The organism is Pediococcus damnosus, from assembly GCF_001437255.1.
GTDB classification, from domain to species: Bacteria; Bacillota; Bacilli; order Lactobacillales; family Lactobacillaceae; genus Pediococcus; species Pediococcus damnosus.
This window is the reverse complement of the sequence record NZ_JQBD01000004.1, coordinates 39,764-59,344: the sequence shown is the minus strand read 5'-3', so window position 1 is coordinate 59,344 and position 19,581 is coordinate 39,764. Positions and strand designations below refer to the sequence as shown.

The 19,581-nt window shown below is 37.1% G+C and carries 18 protein-coding genes; 4 read left to right on the top strand and 14 right to left on the bottom strand.

Features of this window, described 5'->3' with window-relative positions:
* Positions 1-23: 23 nt before the first annotated feature.
* The 11 genes from thrS to ytpR all read right to left on the bottom strand — a co-directional run bounded on the left by thrS (position 24) and on the right by ytpR (position 14,479).
* Positions 24-2,000 carry a threonine--tRNA ligase gene (gene thrS, locus IV84_RS01105; protein ID WP_056985992.1) on the bottom strand — a complete coding sequence of 659 codons (1,977 nt, stop codon included), beginning with the start codon at positions 1,998-2,000 and terminating at the stop codon, positions 24-26.
* A 332-nt stretch (positions 2,001-2,332) separates the two neighbouring features.
* Positions 2,333-3,259, bottom strand: coding sequence for a primosomal protein DnaI (gene dnaI, locus IV84_RS01100; RefSeq protein ID WP_046871231.1), 927 nt, complete (start codon positions 3,257-3,259; stop codon positions 2,333-2,335).
* Between the two features lie 2 nt (positions 3,260-3,261).
* Positions 3,262-4,665 carry a replication initiation and membrane attachment family protein gene (locus IV84_RS01095; protein WP_046871230.1) on the bottom strand — a complete coding sequence of 468 codons (1,404 nt, stop codon included), beginning with the start codon at positions 4,663-4,665 and terminating at the stop codon, positions 3,262-3,264.
* On the bottom strand, positions 4,665-5,267 hold the full coding sequence (nrdR, locus tag IV84_RS01090) for a transcriptional regulator NrdR (protein ID WP_081036061.1): 603 nt from the start codon (positions 5,265-5,267) through the stop codon (positions 4,665-4,667). The genes IV84_RS01095 and nrdR overlap by 1 nt, the downstream gene beginning before the upstream one ends.
* A 20-nt stretch (positions 5,268-5,287) precedes the next feature.
* A complete protein-coding gene (gene coaE, locus IV84_RS01085; RefSeq protein WP_046871228.1) occupies positions 5,288-5,878 on the bottom strand; it encodes a dephospho-CoA kinase in 591 nt (196 codons plus the stop codon).
* Entirely contained in the window at positions 5,878-6,717 is an 840-nt protein-coding gene (gene mutM / locus IV84_RS01080) for a bifunctional DNA-formamidopyrimidine glycosylase/DNA-(apurinic or apyrimidinic site) lyase (RefSeq protein WP_056985991.1), read from the bottom strand. Before mutM ends, coaE begins: the two co-directional genes overlap by 1 nt.
* Before the next feature lie 23 nt (positions 6,718-6,740).
* Positions 6,741-9,404, bottom strand: a complete 2,664-nt coding sequence (gene polA, locus IV84_RS01075; protein WP_056985990.1) for a DNA polymerase I — start codon at positions 9,402-9,404, stop codon at positions 6,741-6,743.
* 151 nt (positions 9,405-9,555) lie between these two features.
* Positions 9,556-10,260 carry a Bax inhibitor-1/YccA family protein gene (locus IV84_RS01070; RefSeq protein WP_056985989.1) on the bottom strand — a complete coding sequence of 235 codons (705 nt, stop codon included), beginning with the start codon at positions 10,258-10,260 and terminating at the stop codon, positions 9,556-9,558.
* A 149-nt stretch (positions 10,261-10,409) separates the two neighbouring features.
* Positions 10,410-11,741: a UDP-N-acetylmuramate--L-alanine ligase gene (gene murC / locus IV84_RS01065; protein ID WP_056985988.1), complete on the bottom strand. Its 1,332-nt coding sequence runs from the start codon at positions 11,739-11,741 to the stop codon at positions 10,410-10,412.
* 71 nt (positions 11,742-11,812) lie between these two features.
* Positions 11,813-13,804 carry a DNA translocase FtsK gene (locus tag IV84_RS01060; protein WP_056985987.1) on the bottom strand — a complete coding sequence of 664 codons (1,992 nt, stop codon included), beginning with the start codon at positions 13,802-13,804 and terminating at the stop codon, positions 11,813-11,815.
* Positions 13,805-13,822: 18 nt separating this feature from the next.
* The gene (ytpR, locus tag IV84_RS01055) at positions 13,823-14,479 is read right to left on the bottom strand and encodes a YtpR family tRNA-binding protein (RefSeq protein ID WP_046871736.1); all 657 of its coding nucleotides are present in this window, start codon (positions 14,477-14,479) and stop codon (positions 13,823-13,825) included.
* A gap of 99 nt (positions 14,480-14,578) precedes the next feature.
* Between ytpR and IV84_RS01050 the strand changes: the two genes are divergently transcribed.
* The gene (locus IV84_RS01050) at positions 14,579-14,902 is read left to right on the top strand and encodes a PepSY domain-containing protein (protein ID WP_046871735.1); all 324 of its coding nucleotides are present in this window, start codon (positions 14,579-14,581) and stop codon (positions 14,900-14,902) included.
* On the opposite strand, the gene trmB is transcribed toward IV84_RS01050, so the two are convergent.
* The 3 genes from trmB to IV84_RS01035 all read right to left on the bottom strand — a co-directional run bounded on the left by trmB (position 14,899) and on the right by IV84_RS01035 (position 17,595).
* Positions 14,899-15,537 carry a tRNA (guanosine(46)-N7)-methyltransferase TrmB gene (gene trmB / locus IV84_RS01045; protein WP_046871734.1) on the bottom strand — a complete coding sequence of 213 codons (639 nt, stop codon included), beginning with the start codon at positions 15,535-15,537 and terminating at the stop codon, positions 14,899-14,901. The genes IV84_RS01050 and trmB overlap by 4 nt on opposite strands.
* A gap of 107 nt (positions 15,538-15,644) precedes the next feature.
* Complete coding sequence (locus IV84_RS01040) at positions 15,645-16,862, bottom strand: ABC transporter permease (protein WP_046871733.1); 1,218 nt, start codon at positions 16,860-16,862, stop codon at positions 15,645-15,647.
* Positions 16,855-17,595, bottom strand: coding sequence for an ABC transporter ATP-binding protein (locus IV84_RS01035; protein ID WP_046871732.1), 741 nt, complete (start codon positions 17,593-17,595; stop codon positions 16,855-16,857). Before IV84_RS01035 ends, IV84_RS01040 begins: the two co-directional genes overlap by 8 nt.
* Positions 17,596-17,737: 142 nt before the next feature.
* Between IV84_RS01035 and IV84_RS01030 the strand changes: the two genes are divergently transcribed.
* The 3 genes from IV84_RS01030 to IV84_RS01020 all read left to right on the top strand — a co-directional run bounded on the left by IV84_RS01030 (position 17,738) and on the right by IV84_RS01020 (position 19,539).
* A complete protein-coding gene (locus IV84_RS01030) occupies positions 17,738-18,181 on the top strand; it encodes an HIT family protein (protein ID WP_056985986.1) in 444 nt (147 codons plus the stop codon).
* A 1-nt stretch (position 18,182) separates the two neighbouring features.
* Positions 18,183-18,536 carry a hypothetical protein gene (locus tag IV84_RS01025; RefSeq protein WP_046871730.1) on the top strand — a complete coding sequence of 118 codons (354 nt, stop codon included), beginning with the start codon at positions 18,183-18,185 and terminating at the stop codon, positions 18,534-18,536.
* Between the two features lie 121 nt (positions 18,537-18,657).
* Entirely contained in the window at positions 18,658-19,539 is an 882-nt protein-coding gene (locus IV84_RS01020) for a peptidylprolyl isomerase PrsA (protein WP_046871729.1), read from the top strand.
* Positions 19,540-19,581 lie beyond the last annotated feature (42 nt).

The window sequence follows — 19,581 nt, the reverse complement described above, 5'->3', positions numbered from 1 at the left end:
TGACCATCTAGGAAAACCTTACACTAACACTTGAGTAACTCATCATTCTTTGAAGAATCTCCCGTTCGACTATAATTCTGAATTTCTGCAATTAAACTATCAATAAACATATTGTTATTTTCGCTTTCAGATTCTTTTTGACCATACTTACGAACGCTAACAGAACCATTTGCTAACTCTTGGTCACCCACAACTAATACATAAGGTATCTTTTGTGTCTGTGCTTCACGAATCTTGTAGCCCATTTTCTCATTACGCTTATCTACATTAACCCGAATCTTCTTGTCAGCCATCTTCTGACGGAGTTTTTCTGCATAATCGCCATGAAGTTTCTGATTAACCGGAATAATTGTAACTTGTTTTGGAGCCAACCAAGTTGGGAAAGCACCTTTGTAGATTTCTGTTAGATAAGCTGTGAAACGTTCCATTGTTGATACTAAGCCACGGTGGATCATCACTGGACGATGCTCTTCACCATCGGCCCCAACATAGTGCAAATCAAATCTTTCTGGTAACATGAAATCTAATTGGATAGTAGAAAGTGTTTCTTCATTACCAAGGGCTGTCTTTGTCTGAACATCCAGCTTTGGACCATAGAAAGCAGCTTCTCCTTCAGCCTCTACATACTTAAGACCAAGGTCATCCATAGCAGCTTTCAACATTGCTTGTGATTTATTCCACATTGCATCATCATCAAAATACTTCTTTGTATTCTTAGGATCACGATAACTCAAACGGAACGTGTAATCTGTAATATCAAAATCATCATAAACATCCACCATCAATTTAAGAATCTTCTTAAATTCATCTTGAATTTGATCTGGAGCTACGAAAGTATGCCCATCATTTAAAGTCATTTCACGAACTCGTTGTAATCCAGAAAGTGCACCTGACTTCTCATAACGATGCATCATTCCTAATTCAGCAATTCGAATTGGTAATTCACGATATGAACGAATATGATGTTTGTAAATTTGAATATGTGAAGGACAATTCATCGGACGCAATTCCAACATCTCACCATCGCCCATGTCCATTGGTGGAAACATATCTTCACGATAATGCTCCCAGTGACCAGAAGTTTTATAAGCATCTAAGTTCATTAAAACTGGTGTATACACATGTTGATATCCATTGGCAACTTCTTTATCAATAATATAACGTTCAATTGTGCGTCGAATTGTGGCACCCTTTGGCATCCAGTAAGGAAGTCCGGCTCCCACTTTAGGATCCACGAAGAAGAGATCTAGATTATTTCCAATTACACGGTGATCACGATCATGTGCTTCTCGTTGACGGGATAACTCAGCATCCAGTTCCTTTTGTTTGAAAAAGGCAGTTCCATAAATCCGTTGTAACATGGGGTTACTTGATTTGCCTTCCCAATAAGCACCAGCAACTGATAATAATTTAAAGACCTTAACATCTTTTGTATTCTCTAACACCGCAGCATTGCTTAAAATTGTCATGTCCGCAATATTATAAGCACTAATTTTGCCATCTTTGGCATTTGCATGAACTAATTTTGCCTGATAAGGATCGCCATCAACAATTTTAAGGGCATCATTTTCAGAAATCAATTCCTGTTTAAGCGGTATTTGTGCCTTAATCAATTCAGACATTTTGTCTTCAATAGCTGGCAAACTGTCTACACTTATTTGTTCAGCACCATTGTCGGTGTCACAATAAAATCCATGTTCCACATTGCCCTTTGTTCCAAAATGAATGTCAGGATAAATTGATTGAACGGCTGCTTCTAAAACAATTGCACCAGTATTCCAAACAACTTGCAGTCCTTCTTCAGAATCCTTTGTGACGATTTCTAATTTGACATCTTCATCCAAAATTTGGTTCAAAGAAACAATCTTATCGTTTACTTTTCCAGCAACGGCCTTTTTTGCCAAACTCGTACTAATTGCCTTTGCAACTTCTAAAACACTTGATCCATTTTCCACAGATCGTTTTGCGCCATCAGCTAATGTAACTTCAATATCTGCCATGTTTCTTCGCTTCTTTCTAATTTTTTTGGATAAAAAAATCCCGAATACAATTAATGTATTCGGGACGTTATTCACGCGGTTCCACCCAAAATTACAGATTACTCTGCATCTCATGGGTTCGATAACGGGAACAATCCGTCCTGATATTTCCATCAGGCTCAGAAAAGTGGTAATCACTAACGTCCATTAGGTAGCTTCCAGCTATAGCTACCATTCCCTGAAATGAAACAATTAACAATCTTGTCTTTTCTTTGATTTCAAGATTAATTAAACCACATTCTCAAAAAAAGTCAATAACCTCTCATCAAATTTTTACTTTTCAAGCTATAGATTTAATTTTGACGCCGGTTGACTCCCACCATTGTCACCTCAGTTGCTAGAAACTTAATGCGTTCCATTAAGCGTTTTGCCTTCAATGGCTCTGATTCTCCCCGCTGATTAATTTGTAAATGTTCTGTTTCTAATTGTGCCATGGAAAAATTAGAACTGAAAAATGTTGGTAATTCGTTTTGCATCCGATACTCTAGAATAACCCCAAGCACTTCATCCCTGACCCAACTAGACATTGAATCTGCACCTACGTCATCTAACATCAGAATTGGTGCCTTTTTAACTAGCGTTAATTTTTCTGCCAAATTATTTTCGCCGATCGCATTTTTCATTTCAACCGCAAAACTTGGAAAATGTACTAACGTAGACTCAAACCCCTGAGCAGCTAATTCATTGGCAATAGCGCCTAAAAGATAAGTTTTCCCTACCCCAAAGCTACCCGTTAAATAAAGACCCTTATGAAATTGATGCGGCTCTGATTCATAAGCTTGGGTAAAATTCAATGCTGCAGTCAGCGCTGACTGTCGGTCTTGGTCCGGAAAGAAGTCATCAAAACGCGCCTTTTTAATCATTTTAGGCATATTTACAGCTTTTACCCGCATATTAAAGGCTTGTTGTTTTTCGCTTGCCAAAAGCTTTTTACTGGGACGGTAAGACACTTCAATCATATGATTGTTCACGATTAAAATTGGTTGATAACCTGGCATTAAAGTTGGTTCGTTTCGCTTATATTTATCACGCTCTTGGACATACTCATAGAGCTTTGATGCAGATCGCGCCACACCATCAGCTGACAATTCATTTTTGTGTGCTTCACAGAAGCTAAGAACATCCGCATCTTCGTAAACTGGAGTCATTAAGTCTTGAAATTTAGTGTCTAATTGATGTTTACTCATGAGCCCTTTTAAAACCTCACGTATATTTTCCATGGCTAGTCTTCCTCCTTATTTTGTTTACGTAACTCTTTTAAGCGGCGGTTCAAAAGTTCTTGATCACTTTTTTTGACCGTTGTTGGTTTGACTGCTGGTGCATCACTTTTGGCCCAATCTGGTAAAGTTTCTTTTTCAACCACTTTTCGTGAAGTTGTTTTAGCTTTCCGTGCGGTTGTTTTTTCATTAGCAAATTTCTTGATTTGTAAAATAGCATCTTCCGGTGTGGCTACGTGTGCCCTGCTCCAGCTATTGACCATGGTATCTACTAATTTACTAGGCAACGTGGTAGCTCCTTGATCAATTACAATATACGAAATCAAAATATTTATCACACTTACAGGAAAAAGATTTCGATCGATTAAATCTTTAAGAATCTGTCTTTCTCCATAAGTAACGTATCCGCCATGAATAGCCATTTTTAAATTTTCTAAATAGGTTGCAGGTGCATAGGCTTTGGCAGCCTTAATTAATTGTTTGTCTTCCTCAGTTAGTTTTTCTTCAGAAGTCTTTTTTTCTGGTACAGATTTAGGCTCTGTGCTGGCAGGACTAGTTGCATAACTTTCCTTATGAGCAGTTTGACTTGTAAAGCTTTTAGAAATTTGTTGTTGCAACTTCTTAGGTTTTAACTGATTCGTAACCAAATCGGTAGCTTGTCCAATCTGGCGACTCATTTCAACTTCATCAATCCCGTACAAAAGGTGTTCGCTTAAGATCAGTCTTTGCGCCTGATCAACCGAATTCCAATCAGTAAAACTATGACTAAGCAAATCTTTTAATAATTTAAAATCAAAATGATCCGTACTTAAACTAATGGGCTGAGCATCTTCTTGTGAGCTAGCTTGCTTAAATTCAGCTTGCGTCTCTCGAATTAAAGAATCAGGTTCTTTAATTGTGCTATCCGAAATATGAAAAGCCGTTAAAAAATCTGTGGAAACATCCTTTAAATTTTTTGTATCAATTTGGGGTAACTTAAACTGCTTTGCAAGTTCTTTAAAGCGATTTTCACCAATTGCTTCAAGGAGTAAACTACTTAATAAGTCATCTTTAAAGAAGACATTTGGTGAAACTGGTCTAATTAATTGGTACACAAAATAACGGCCAAGATTGTCTTGCCCTTCATAGGATTTAAGTAAACCAATGCCCTCTAACTTTTGTCGACTCAGATAAAAATTAGGTAAATCACAATTAAGAAGATCAAGTAATTCTAAATGTGATTTTCTTTCTGAACGAATTTGTGTTGGACTTAGCTCCGTCCATAAGGTCAAAAATAAACTAAAAGCCCTTGCACAAATAATTGGTTGATACAAAAAAGTAAGTACTTTTTGGTCAAAATCGCTCAAATAATTTTTTTGAGTAACTAGAAAACCATCTTTGGGACTTAAATTAGCCCATCCCTCATTCATTATGACTCGCCACCATCATCTTTATCTGGAGTACCTTTAGTATCTTTAATTTTACCTTTAACATCTTTGTTTGTGGTACCTTTAGTACTTTTGTTTTTATCTTTAACGTCCTTATCTGTGGTATCTTTAGCATCCTTTTTGATAGCTTTTTCCTTTGCCATCATGTCTTTCAATTCCGACATAAATACATTCATATCCTTAAACTGACGATAAACACTAGCAAACCGAATATAGGCAACTTCATCAACTTTAGCCAACAAATTCATGACATATTCACCAATAATTTGACTGGAAACTTCATTTTCACCTAAAGATCGTACTTTGTTTTCGACTTTATCCACAATTTTAGTCATTTCATCCATGCCGACAGGTCGTTTTTCAGCAGATCGAATAAGCCCGCGAAGAAGTTTATCTCGGTTAAACTCTTCCCGTGTACCATTTTTCTTAATCACCAGTAAAGGTGACGCTTCAATTCGTTCAAACGTTGTAAATCTAAAACCGCATGCTTCACATTCTCTTCTGCGCCGGATCACACGTCCATCATCTGTTGGACGGCTATCTACCACTCGAGAACCATTGTGATGACAGTGTGGACATCTCATGGGCATTCTACCTCCACTTGCTAACGTAACTTACTATTGTCAAGCCATTTTAACACTTGCTGGCGTGTTTCTTCAATAGACCCGCTATTATCGATCACGATATCAGCGAACCCCAACTTCTTTTCTTGTGACCATTGTGTTGCAATTCGTTTTTGTGCTTCTTGCTTCGAAAAACCATCCCGTCGCATCAATCGATCAAGTTGGCTTGTAGGATCACTTTTCACAACCATAATTTTATCAACAAGTTGTTGATATCCTTGTTCTAAAAGAAGTGGTGCATCTAAAACAACCAGGTTTGCGGTCTGTTCTTTTTTTAATGACTGGATAATTGCCACTCTGATGGCTGGTTGGATGATTGCATTCAGCTTCTCCAATTGTGTAGCATCAGCGAACACAATTTTTCCCAGACGTTTGCGATTAAGTGTTAAATTGTCAAAAATCACGTCTCCAAAAGTCGTTCGTAATTGATTGGCAACCGCAGTTTCAGGCTGCACAACATCGCGCGCAACCTGATCAGCATCAACAATTGGATATCCCAGTTCTTTTAAATAAGCACTAACCGTCGACTTTCCAGTAGCAATACTACCAGTTAGCCCTAAAATCACTGTCATTATTCATCATCCTTGATCAGCTTTTGACAAAATGGGCAAAAATGGGTTCCTCTTTGAGCTACCTTAATTCGCTCAATCGGTGTACCACAACGCTCACAGGGCTTTCCCGTTCGTTGATAAACATGTAGCTGATTTTGGAAACTGCCTGCATGCCCGCTCGCATCTAAGTAAGAGAAAACAGTTGTACCCTTTGCCTTGATGGCCAACGTAAGTTCATCAAATATTTTTTGCCTTAATGTCACAATTTTACCAAGCGGCACTGTATTCGTTGGTTGCAATGGATGAATTTTAGCTAACCAAAGTACTTCATCACAATAAATATTTCCTAGCCCAGCAATCATATTCTGATCTAAAAGAAAAGATTTTATTGATTTATGATGCTTTTTCATTGTTTCTACCAGATAATCAACACTTAGAGTTTCTGGGGTTGGTTCTGGGCCAATCGTTTTAAGTCCTGCAACAGTATATTCTTCGCCCGTTGGTATCAAAACCATGCGCCCAAACTTTCTTGTATCGTTGTAACGTAATTCGGTTCCATCTGTAAACTCGAAAACCACATGATCGTGCTTATTCAAGGGCACTTCATGCGAATGAACAGAATACTTACCTTCCATACGTAAATGGGATACCATGGATTGCTGATCATTAAAATGAAAAAGAAGATATTTTCCGCGGCGGTCAATCCCAAGAATTGTTTTCCCGGTCAATGCTTTGATAAACTCACTTTCGTTTGGCAAAACCATCTTAGGATAATATACATCAATCTTTTTGATTTTTTTCCCCACAACTAATGCTTCTAATCCACGTTTTACTGTTTCAACTTCTGGCAATTCAGGCATAATAATTCCTTCTTATTCATTTGTTATTTGGCATCATACCAACTTTTACCAAACGCACTTTCAACCTTCAAAGGCACATCCAATTTCACTGCAGAATCCATGATACTTGGAACTAATTTCTTAATTAGAGATAATTCATCATCTGGAACTTCAAAAATCAATTCATCATGAACCTGTAATAACATTTTTGTCTTAAGTTGGCGCTTTTCCAACTCATTTTGCATGCGAATCATTGCAATTTTAATGATATCTGCTGCACTGCCCTGAATTGGTGTATTCATGGCCGTTCTTTCAGCAAAAGAACGCTGATTATGATTGCTTGAATTAATATCCGGTAAATAGCGCCGACGACGAGCAATTGTTTCTACATACCCTTGTTTTCTGGCCGTTTCTACAATTTGATCCATAAAAGTTTTAACACCTGGATATTCCTGGAAATAGGTATCAATAAAAGTTTTCGCCTGTTTTCGTGAAATGCCGATATTCTGTGATAAACCGTAATCACTAATTCCATAAACAATCCCGAAGTTAACTGCTTTTGCTTGCCGCCGAATATTCGGTGTAACTTCTGAAGCATCCTTTAGCCCAAAGATTCTTACAGCTGTACTAGCGTGAATATCCTCATCATTTTTAAAGGCTGCTTGGAGATTTTTATCACCTGTAATGTGCGCCAAAACTCGTAATTCAATTTGAGAATAATCAGATGAAAAAATCTGTGCATTATCTGCACTTGGAATAAATGCTTGGCGAATCTTTCGTCCTTCCTCTAACCGAATCGGAATATTTTGAAGATTAGGATCAATCGATGACAAACGACCAGTTTGCGTCAAAGTTTGCAAATAAGTCGTGTGTACCTTTTGATCCGAAGAATGGACAACTTTTAGAAGCCCTTTCACATAAGTCGATTGAATTTTAGAGATTTGCCGATAAATTAAGATGTTATCAATAATTGGAGCCTGACCTCTTAACCCCTCCAAAACACTAACTGCTGTGGAATAGCCAGTCTTGGTCTTTTTAGAACTAGGAAGACCCAATTTTTCAAAAAGAATCGAACCAAGCTGTTTGGTAGATTTAATGTTAAATTCCTCACCGGCTTCGTTATAGATGGTTTGTTCAATTTCAGTAAGTCGTTCTGTGAACTCACTTTCCATTTGTTCCAACCGATCCGTATCCACTCGAACTCCAGCAATTTCCATTTTTGAAAGGACCAGGGCAATTGGTAACTCAATGTCCGTATACAATTGAATCTGCTTATTTTGTTCAAGCTCTGTTTTTAGTTGCGGTACCAATTGTTGAATGGCCCGAAGTTTGGATGCTAAATGAGTTAAAAACACAGTATCATCGTCTGGAATATGTCGTTTTACACCAGTTCCGTAAACCTCTTCATCCGTTTGGATATCCTGATATCCATGGCGATGAGCTAAAGCACCAAGATCATTAGAATTATCATTCGTATCCAATAAATAGGATTCTAAAAGTATATCATTTTCACCATTTGTAAAAGATACTCCTAGTCGGTTCAATCCCACATACGTTCGCTTAAGATCAAACACATTTACCTTATTTTGCGTATCTGTGAAAATCCTTTTAAACGTCTCACTAGTTAGTAAATCTACATTTCTTGAAACATACCATTTATCATCACTACCAATTCCAAAACCAACGAAATCTGATACATGATAATTTTTTTCAGGCATCTCCAAATAAAAGGCCATTTCTCCTTTTAATTGGGTCACTTCACTCAAATTATCAGTAGTTAGCTCTGTATAGGCAATCTCTTTAAGAGTCTGGGTTGTTTCAAAGCCCTCAGTTGATCGAATTTGTTTTAAAAAAGATTGAAAATTCATCCGTTCATAGAAATCTACTAACGTTGCAGAATTTTTTCCTGTATATTCAAGATCCGCCAAAGAAATTTTAATCGGTGCATCCCGATTTATTGTAGCTAGTTTCTTACTTAAAAAAGCATTATCGCGATCTGCAATCAAATGTTCTTTCATTTTTGAGGTTTTCATTTCGTCTACATGTTCATAGACACCCTCGACCGAATCATACTTTTGCAATAATTTGATTGCTGTCTTTTCACCAATTTTTGTAACTCCAGGATAATTATCAGAAGTATCTCCCGCTAACCCTTTCATATCAATAATTTGAGCCGGTTTTAATCCTAACTTTTCTTGCACATGCTCGGGTGTATAGTGTTCAACTTCACTAACTCCTTTAACCGTGACAGAAACCGTCGTCTTTTCACTAGAAAGCTGGGTTAAATCACGATCTCCAGTTACAATTGTGGTTTCAAACCCAGCCTCTTCCGCTTCTCGAGAAAGGGTTCCGATAATATCATCGGCTTCATAATTAGCTAATTCATAAGATTTAATTCCATATGCCTTTAAGAGTTCACGTAAATAGGGCATTTGTTCTGAAAGTTCGGGAGGTGTTTTAGAACGTCCACCCTTATAATTGTCATACATTTCAGTTCTGAAAGTTGTTTTCCCGGCATCAAAAGCAACTAAAGCATCTGTCGGTTCCACAATTTCTAAAATATGATCGAGCATTTTATTGAATCCATAAATTGCATTAGTGTGTAATCCATCTTGATTTGTAAATTTGCTCAGCACATTGTGAAGCGCAAAGAAGGCTCTAAACGCGACACTATTTCCATCGATTAAAAGTAATTTTTTTGAGGCCATATTTTCTCCTTAGTAGTCATACTTCTATTCTAACAAATCGGACCACCTTATTATACTAATGATCTCTCAATTTTTTCTGGAAAGTTATTTAAAATAAAAACGGCTAATCTTCTCTTTCGAGTTAATTAGTCGTTTTTAGGGCAAATTATAGTTAGTCTCGATTTCCATTGAAACCACCAAAGATTTCTAACAAGAACTGGAATAAGTTCAAGAAATCCAAATACAAGGTTAAAGATCCTTGAATTGCCAATCCTGTTAGCGAAACTTGATCTCCGTATTGCAGATATAAACTCTTCATTTTGTTCGTATCTGTCATCGATAATCCTGCAAAAATGATAACTCCAACAAAAGAGAACAAGTAGTTAATCACAGGACTTCTCAAAAAAATATTAATGACCATAACTACCAACAACGCAATTAACGCAGCAAAAAGCTGATTACCTATTTTGCTCATGTCTTTATGCGTCATGGCCCCAATTGCGGACATCGATATAAACGTAATCGATGCTGAAACAAATGCAGCAGTAATTGTAGGCAAGTTAAACGTTAAAAAGATAAACGAAAATTCTAACCCGAAAAACAAGGAGAATAAGCTTAAAACTGTAAAACTCATCCCCGCACTTTGCATTGCCTTACCAGTTGCGGCTGAACTAAAGATCATTAATCCAATTAAAATAAATAAGAATATAAACGGATGACCGCTAAGAACTGGCATAATTTGAGCCCTAAACGTCACACCACCGAGATAGGCAACAATGGCAGACAAAGCCACGGCGTATCCCATAAATCCGTACATTCTTGTCATAAAACTACTGAGGCCTACCTCAGTATTAACTATGTTTCGCGGTTCTTGCATACCCAATTCCCTCTTTCTTTTAATTTGTATACATTTTATCAGATTAAAAAGTTGAATCAAGTGAAAAAGGTCAGAACTAGTCAAAACATTTTGCAGGTTTCTAGTTTCCTCTACTAGGTGCTCAGAAAGCCTTCTTTTAAATCATTTCATTAGTTATTTTTAAAGCTTAAATTGCTGAGTAATTCCTCATAAGATTTCTCATATCGTTGAACATCCCCGGCACCCATAAAGACAACCACGGCATCATGATAATCCAACAGTGGCGACATATTATCTGCTTGAAGAATCTCACCACCCTTATTAATCTTCGCAGCCAAGTCAGCAGACGAAATTTTTCCACTCTTTTCACGTGCAGAACTAAAGATATCAGTTAAATAAACCTTATCTGCTAAATTCAAGCTTTTGGCAAAGTCATCCAAAAGGGCAATGGTTCGACTGAATGTATGTGGCTGAAAAACAGCAATGATTTCCTTTTCTGGATATTTCTGACGAGCAGCATCCAAAGTTGCTTTAATTTCAGAAGGATGATGCGCATAATCATCGATGATCGTCATGTCAGCAACTTTCTTTTCTGAAAAGCGGCGTTTAACCCCTTTAAAGTTTAACAATTCATCTTTAATTTCTTCCAAATTAACTTTTTCAAAATAAGCAACCGCAATTACTGCTAAACTATTTAATACATTATGTTCACCAAATAAGTGAATATGAAAATGGCCCAGATATTCATCTCCATGATAAACATCATATTCTGATCCTTCAGTTGTTCGTTTAATATCACGAGCCTGAAAATCATCATTTTTACCTGTTCCATAATAGTAAATAGGCACATCTGCATGCAAACGCCGCAAATTCTTATCATCACCCCAAGCAAAAATTCCCTTTTTAACTTGTTGAGAAGCATCTTGAAAGGCCTGATAAACATCTTCTATTCCAGTGAAATAATCGGGATGATCAAAGTCAATGTTAGTCATAATCATGTACTCTGGATGATAAGCCATAAAATGACGACGGTATTCATCAGCTTCAAACACGAAGAAACGGGCATTAGGTGTCCCTTTTCCAGTCCCATCACCAATTAAATAACTAGTTGGCGCAACACCACTCAAAACGTGAGAAAGAAGCCCAGTTGTACTCGTTTTGCCATGTGAACCTGCCACTCCGATACTTGTATAACCAGGTAACATTTTGCCTAGAAATTCATGGTAACGTGTGACAGGTAAACCCATTGCCCGCGCTTTTTTTATCTCAGGATGATCATCCGTAAACGCATTCCCAGAAATAACCGTTAACCCTTCTGTAATGTTGGCTTCATCGAAGGGCAAAACTTCAATCCCGGCCTTTTCCAATCCTCGTTGCGTAAACGTATATTTGGTAATATCTGATCCCTTCACGTGATATCCTTCATCATGCAAAATCAATGCTAATGAACTCATTCCGGAACCCTTTATACCTATAAAATAATAAGTCGTCGTGTTATCCATTTTCTCTTCCTCTTTATCAGTTTTGTTAATAGTTTACCACATTAAAAATTCAGGTATACCTCAAATCACATTTAACTATCATGAATCTTTTTCAAATCTGCTTGAGTAAAATACACTTCACGTGGTTTGGATCCTTTTGCTTCTGAAATATCACCTTGAGCTTCCAATTGGTCGATAATCGTAGCTGCATGATTATAGCCAATCGAAAAAACCCGCTGCAACTTAGAAGTAGAAATCGTATCTTCATCCGCCAAATACTCTAAAACATCTGGCATTAATTCATCTTGCTCATCCGTTTCTTGTACTTGTTTTTTTAAAGATTCTGGATCGAATTCATAGTGTGGCTTTGATTCTGCACGAATAAAATCCGTAATTTGATCAATTTCACCATCTACATAGGACCCCTGCAATCGGATTGGGGTACTATCACCATTGCCAAGGAATAGCATATCACCTCGTCCTAGTAACCGTTCTGCTCCGCTATGATCCAATATTGTGCGTGAATCGATTTGACTAGAAACCATAAACGCAACTCGCGTAGGAATATTATTCTTAATCAGACCCGTAACCACGTCCACACTTGGTCGTTGCGTGGCAATAATTAGATGAATACCAGCAGCTCGGGCTTTCTGTGTAATTCGGACAATATAATCCTGAACCTCTGAAGCTGCCACCATCATTAAGTCTGCCAGCTCGTCAATAATCACAACTATGTAAGGCAGATAATCAGCCGCATGACCAGTTGTTTCGGCCTTTGTATTATATTGCTCGATATTACGCACTCCTGCAGCGGCTAATTTTTCATAACGCTCGTCCATTTCATTAGTTACCCATTTTAAAGCCGCAGAGGCCGATTTAGGATCAGAAATAACGGGTGCCAACAAATGGGGAAGATCGTTATATGGTGCTAATTCAACCGTTTTGGGATCAATCAAAAGTAAACGAACTTGACGTGGTGTTGCTTTGTAGAGAATTGAAATTAGCAAGCTGTTAATAAAAACGCTCTTACCAGAACCCGTGGCCCCAGCAATCAACCCATGTGGCATTTTCCTCAAATCATAAACTCGCGGTTTTCCAAATAGATCCACCCCCAAAGCAATTGTTAAAGGTGACTTACTTTGCGCAAAAACTGGTGAGTTTAAAACCTCAGACAACATGACCGGGCGGGATTTAAAATTAGGCACTTCAATTCCAACAGAACTTTTCCCTGGAATTGGGGCTTCAATTCGAATATCCTTAGCTGCCAACTGTAATTTCAAATCATCTGCCAAATTTGTGATTTTATTTACTTTAACGCCTCGCCCTAGCTCAACTTGAAATTGCGTAACTGTTGGGCCAACCGTCCAGTTTGACACTTTGGCATTAACACCAAAAGCACTTAAGGCTTCATCTAAACTTTGCACTTGATTTTGCAACCATTCAGATTGCGAATCCGCATCCAGTTTAACTGGTGGTTTTAACAAACTCATTGGTGGAAATTGATATCCCTCCGACTCGTCATGGGCATTCTCTGTCTCAATTGCATTGCTTACTGTTGTAACTGAACTACTAGCCATAACTGATGGTCTGTGCATAGTTTGACGCGCCTTGAAATGAGCTTCACTAGAAAAACCAGGATCTGCTGTCTTTTCAATTTTAGGCTGCGCATTACTAATTTGTTCAACATTTTCTCCCTGTTCAGTTGATCCTGTTAACAAAGAAGTACTTTTACTTAATTGTACATTTTCTTGTTTCGCACTCACTGAATTTGCAGTGCCTGCTGAAGAATTAACCGTTACTGGCGAACTCTTAGTAGTTTCTGCGCTTTTACTTACTGTTACAGTTGCAAATGAAGAAGAACTAATCGCTTGAGTTTGAACTTGTTCAGATATATCAGACATGGATGTACTGAACACTGGAGGTTCAACTGCTTCCTTTTTAACTTTGGGTTGCAGAAACGGTACATTTTCTGAACGTTGCTTTGTAATTAACGGCTTTTGACGTAATCTGTGAACCTGCTTTTTAGTTTGTTTCAGAGACTTTTCATCTTTACGGTAAAAAGCCGGGCCATCATAATGTTTCATAATTTAAATCACCTAACTTTATTTGGCTGATGGCTGAAATAGTTTTGCTCCCTGTGTAAAGTCAAAAGCTTCGCCTACTTTAAAAACATCATCCGATTCGGGTAAAATTAACGCGCCTTTCTTTTGTGGCGCGTTAGGTAATCCTAATTCACGTCCTGAACAAATCATGCCATCGCTTTTAACGCCACGCAAACTACCTGGCCAAATGATTAGTCCATTTGGCATCATAGCACCAACTTTAGCAACCACAACTTTAATCTTAGCCTTCATGTTAGGTGATCCGCTCACAAGCTGGACCTCTTGATCATGGTCCACTATCGTTTGCGTAACTAACAGGTGATCTGAATCTGGATGTGGCTCTGCGGTTTTGACATAGCCCACAATAAATTTGCTTTCTAGATCAGGCTTTAACTCAGCCTCAAATCCCACACTTTGTAAGTACGTGTTAAGCTTATTAATCTGCTCTTGTGATAAAAATACCTGACCAATTACTGGAACTTTACCTAATTTTGAAGATACATGAGCAAAATTAAGTCCAAGTGTCACATTAGTTTCCGCGTCATAAATGCGTGTAACATCTTTTTTTGTCTCAACTGCTTGTGTATCTGCATCGGGATTCAGGATACAAATCAATGTATCGCCTAGTTCATTTGGATTATAACTGCTAATTAACATATATGATTCCTTTCTGGTGAGTCCGTTCTGATATATTATTTTATCCGCACTTGGTATACTATGATTATAAATAAGATCTTTAAAAGGGAGTGTTTATTGATGAACAAAAAAGAAACTGTAACAACTCTTACTTTGGCAGGATCTGCAAGCTTGGCAACCGGCTTATTAACTAGTTGGTTACTAAATCACAAATCCTCTGTTTCTGCTAATGGTATTCTAGAGACTGTTCGCAAAGCCTTCTTAAAAGAAGGCCCAATTGAAGGCTCATGGATTGAAATGAAAAAAGCACCATTACAAAAATTTGCCATAAAAACTCATGTCTACTACGGTGGTGTAACCCGCTATGAAGACAACAAACTTATCCAATATGAGTTTTTAGCCGACGCAAAAACTGGGACAATTATTGACATTTATCGTCTCTAGAAATGCCCACTAAGTTTATAAATTCGTTGCCCTTTTTCACTAAATTTATGTTCATATTCAGTTTCAACGTTTTCCAAGGCCTCGTCGCTATGATGGAGATCGAGAAAAACATCCTCTAATACGAATCCATAATTATTTAGACTTACTAACGAATACTCAAACAGTCCCTGATTATCAGTTTTAAGCTCCAAAGCACCGTGCTCCACTAATATTTCTTGATAGACATGAAGAAAAGACTTGTAAGTTAGACGTCTTTTTTCGTGTCTTTTTTTGGGCCATGGATCAGAAAAGTTCAAGTAAATTCGTTTGATTTCGCCGTTATCAAAATATTCATCGAGGTTGGCCCCATCCGCCAAAACTAACTGTAGATTTGGTAGCTTTTCTTTCAACGCATTTTTTAAAGCAATAGCCCCAACAGAATGTTGAATTTCAATTCCAATAAAATTAATGTGCGGATATTTCAAGGCCATTTGAATAATAAACTGACCTTTTCCCATACCAATTTCAATTTGAATTGGTTGTTTTTCTTTAAAACGCTCTTGCCAATTACCCTTGTTTTGCAAGGGGTCTGTAACCATTAATTCTGGATGAGCTTCAATTAAGGGCTCAGCCCAAGTTTTATTTCTAACTCTCATTATTTTTCCTCAAGTTCTTCTTTTAAAATTCCGTCACTAATTACATGTCCCAAACATATTCTTTGGGGCAGTCACCTGTTTAAGTTTATAGATTGTCTTGGTCAGCGTCAAGAATTCATTTTTTTGATTCGAATTGGAAAATAAAACTTCAACAATGCCCAAACTTCGATGCTTCCAACAATCCAGGTTATGACGGTCTGCAAAATTGATAAGTTACTAATCCCAACAACGATTGCTAACAAGCTAACTGTAAATTCAAGTAAAATTGCTACTAGCCAGTTAAATCCTGCTGCTTTCGTTTCAACGCTAATTGGATAAAGGTGGGTAAATACATTTTCATCGTAATTTGCAAACAACGGTAATAGTTGAAAACCAATGAGATACACAAATAATAGTTGCAAGAAGATCGATAAATAAACGTTTGAAATAAAAATTAATAAAACCACTCCTAAGGCCGTTAAGCGAAAGTATAAACCACTATAAACCGTACTACGCATAAGTGCTCGTGAGAACAAATAAACATAGGGATTATTTGAATGTTGATCAATAATTGCCAATATACGGTCTAAATATTTGCGACGATGAACCGTTCCATGGACATTCGGTACATCTGTAAACAGGTTAAAGAATCGATAAATTTTCAACATGCGTTGATCTTCTAAATTTACAGCAAGGGTCCAACTCAAGGAACGCGTTTGCCACTGTTGCTGCTCTCGCCTAATTTCTATGAAGCTTTGAATAACCGCACCAATTAAAGCAAACCAAATACCTAGATAAATACCACCTGTAAACCAAATAAGTGGCAATATCCAGTTAGCAAGCAAACGTTTTTGCCATCCAAAAACTTGATTTTGATAAAGTTGATTCAATTCTAAAGAAAGAGAACCGTACTTTAAAATAATTAACACAATCGCAAAACCAGCAATTTGTGCAGTTGGCAATTTAAATGCAATCGCCATAAACGGAAAAAGAATTATTGTTCCGATAACTTCAACTATGGTGCTAAAAATCCAGCTGTGAATGCGTGCTTTCTTCAAATAAGCATGCATATCATGTTCACGAGGTAATAAGAAAACCGGATCAGCGCGTTTGAGCAATGTGGCCAAACTACAGAATTGTAAAATAACCGTTAAACAAATAATTGTTACCGGTCCAGCCCACCATGTACCAGCATGAAAGCTTTTTAAAAAGTTCGAATACCCAAACCCTAAGCCCCCCACCAAGAACATGAGTGCAATCACAAAATGATCATTTAAAACGTACCTTAAATATTTTAGCATTTCTAGAAAGTGAGCACGTTTTCTTTGTGTCCATAAATTAAGCATGTTGCTCACCTGCTCTTGCCAATCCCAGATAAATCTCTGTTAATGATTGTCCCAAGGTTGGATTTTGAGCGCGCAATTCTGCCAGATCACCTTGATTTTGGATTTTGCCATCATGCAATAAGACAAACCGATCACAGTACTTTTCTGCTGTATCCAGCACATGAGTGGACATTAAAACAGCAGCACCGTGAGATTTGCGATCATCAATCAACTTCAACAAATCATCAGTCGCCAAGGGATCTAATCCTAGGAAAGGCTCGTCAATGATATACAAATTAGCATCCGTTAAAAATGCACAAACAATCATCACTTTTTGTTTCATACCTTTTGAAAAATTATTTGGAAACCACTCTAACTTGTTTGCAAGTCGGAAAGTTTCAAGTAACTCATTTGCGCGTTGCCATGCTTGTTTTTTATCAAGTTGATAGGCCATAATGGTTAAGTCAATGTGTTCCCTTAAAGTTAATTCAGGATATAAAACTGGTAATTCTGGAATATATGCAATTTGTTTTTTATAAGCATTACTATCTTGATAAACCGTTTTACCATCAATCGTAATTTTTCCCTTTTGCGGCGTCATTAAGCCAATTACATGATTAATTGTTGTTGATTTTCCAGCGCCGTTTAATCCGATTAACCCAACCAATTCACCGGGATTAACCTCAAAACTAATATCTTTTAAAACTGGAATTTGTGAATAACCACCAACTAGGTGTTCAATTTTTAATGCCATCTTAAGCCTGCCCTTTCACTTCTTGATTTGAATTGATTATATCATGATATGAGTGATTTCACAGGCAGAAGCAGTGAAGTTGTTTGGCTTGCTCCAAAATATTGTTATAATGAGGTTAACTAATAAAAAAGAGGTAATGAACATGACTAACCAACGTGATGCATCATGTATTTTTTGTAAGATTATTGATGGTGAAGTTCCCAGTCACACAATTTACGAAGACGAAAACATCAAGGCATTTTTAGATACTTCGCAAACAACTCCAGGCCATACGCTTGTGGTCCCCAAGACACATGTTAAAGACATTTTTGCTTATGATCCCGAATTAGCTTCCAAAACATTTGCAAAAATTCCAATGATTGCCCAGGCAATTAAAGCAATGGATCCAAAAATTATTGGAATGAACATTGTAAATAACAACGGTACGGTAGCTTCTCAATCTGTTTTTCATTCTCATTTTCATTTGATTCCTCGTTATTCTGAACAAGACAACTTTAAAATCATATTTGGAGATAATACCGAAAAATATTCAGAAGACCAACTCAATCAGATTCAAGATAAAATAAAGTCTAAATTGGAGAAATAAAATGGCAAAAAAAAATAAGCACCATTTTCTTAAATTTACTTTGCTTTCTTTTTTAGGTTTTCATGGTGGAAAATATGTTTTATCCCATCCACATCTTTTAAAGAGCATCCAGCAAGATTTTAAAGACACAATTAATAGTATTCACGAATTTAGTCAGGCCATCACAAATTTGAAGACCAGCACGACTAGCCTCCAATCAGCCATTAAAGCTAGTGAGCCAACAATTGAAGCCATTCAAAAAGACATTGACCACTTTCAATATAAATTGCAACCACGACTGTCAAAAATTAATGGACTTACAGAAGATATTGATAAGCAAATAAATCAAATCTCCAATAAGAACCCTAAAAAATAGCATTCATGAATATAGTTTGAATTTTTATTAAAGATTCATACCGGTTTATAAATCAATCGGTTTGTATGGTATGATGAGTATTGAAGTTTTTCAAACAACTAAGAATAGGATGTGTTTATAGATGAAAAAATGGTTAATTGCATTAGCCAGTGTTTTTATGGCAGTAAGTTTGGCTGCCTGTGGTGATAAGACCGTCGCAACAACAAAGGGTGGAAAGATTACCGAGGATACATACTACAGTAGCCTGAAATCGACTTCTAGTGGTAAACAAGTGCTTCAACAAATGATTTTGAATAAAGTTCTCGAAAAGGATTACGGGAGCAAGGTTTCAACAAAGAAAGTTACAAAGCAGTACAACGCTTATAAGACTCAATACGGTAGTCAATTTAAGAGTGTTCTTGAACAAAACGGTATGACAAATTCAAGTTTCAAAGAAGAAATTCGTTCAAACCTACTTTTGGAACAAGCTGTTAAAGATAAGTCAACTGTTACAAATGCCGACTTAAAGAAACAATGGAAGACTTACCAACCTAAAGTTACCGTTGCACAAATTTTAGTTACTAAAAAGTCAACAGCTGACACTGTTATTAAGAAATTAAACGATGGTGAAAGCTTCACGTCTCTTGCCAAGAAGTATTCCACCGACAGTTCAACTAAGAATAAGGGTGGAAAGCTTGCAGCATTTGATGATACAAATACAAGTTTAGACTCCAGCTTTACTAAAGCCGCATTTAAGCTTGATGAAGGTAAATATACAACAACCCCTGTCAAGACAACTTACGGTTATCAAGTAATTAAGATGATCAACAAGCCTGCTAAGGGTAAGATGAGTGATCATACTGAAGCTCTTAAGAAACGTGTTTGGGCAGCTGATATGAGCAGCAGCAGCAAATTAAAGGCTGTTGTTTCAAAAGTTCTCAAAGACGGTAATGTTTCAATCAAAGATAATGATTTGAAAGATGTTTTATCTGACTACCTTTCAAGTTCATCAACATCTAAGTAATAAATTAGATTAAATAAAAGGTGCCATCCAATTTCTATTAGG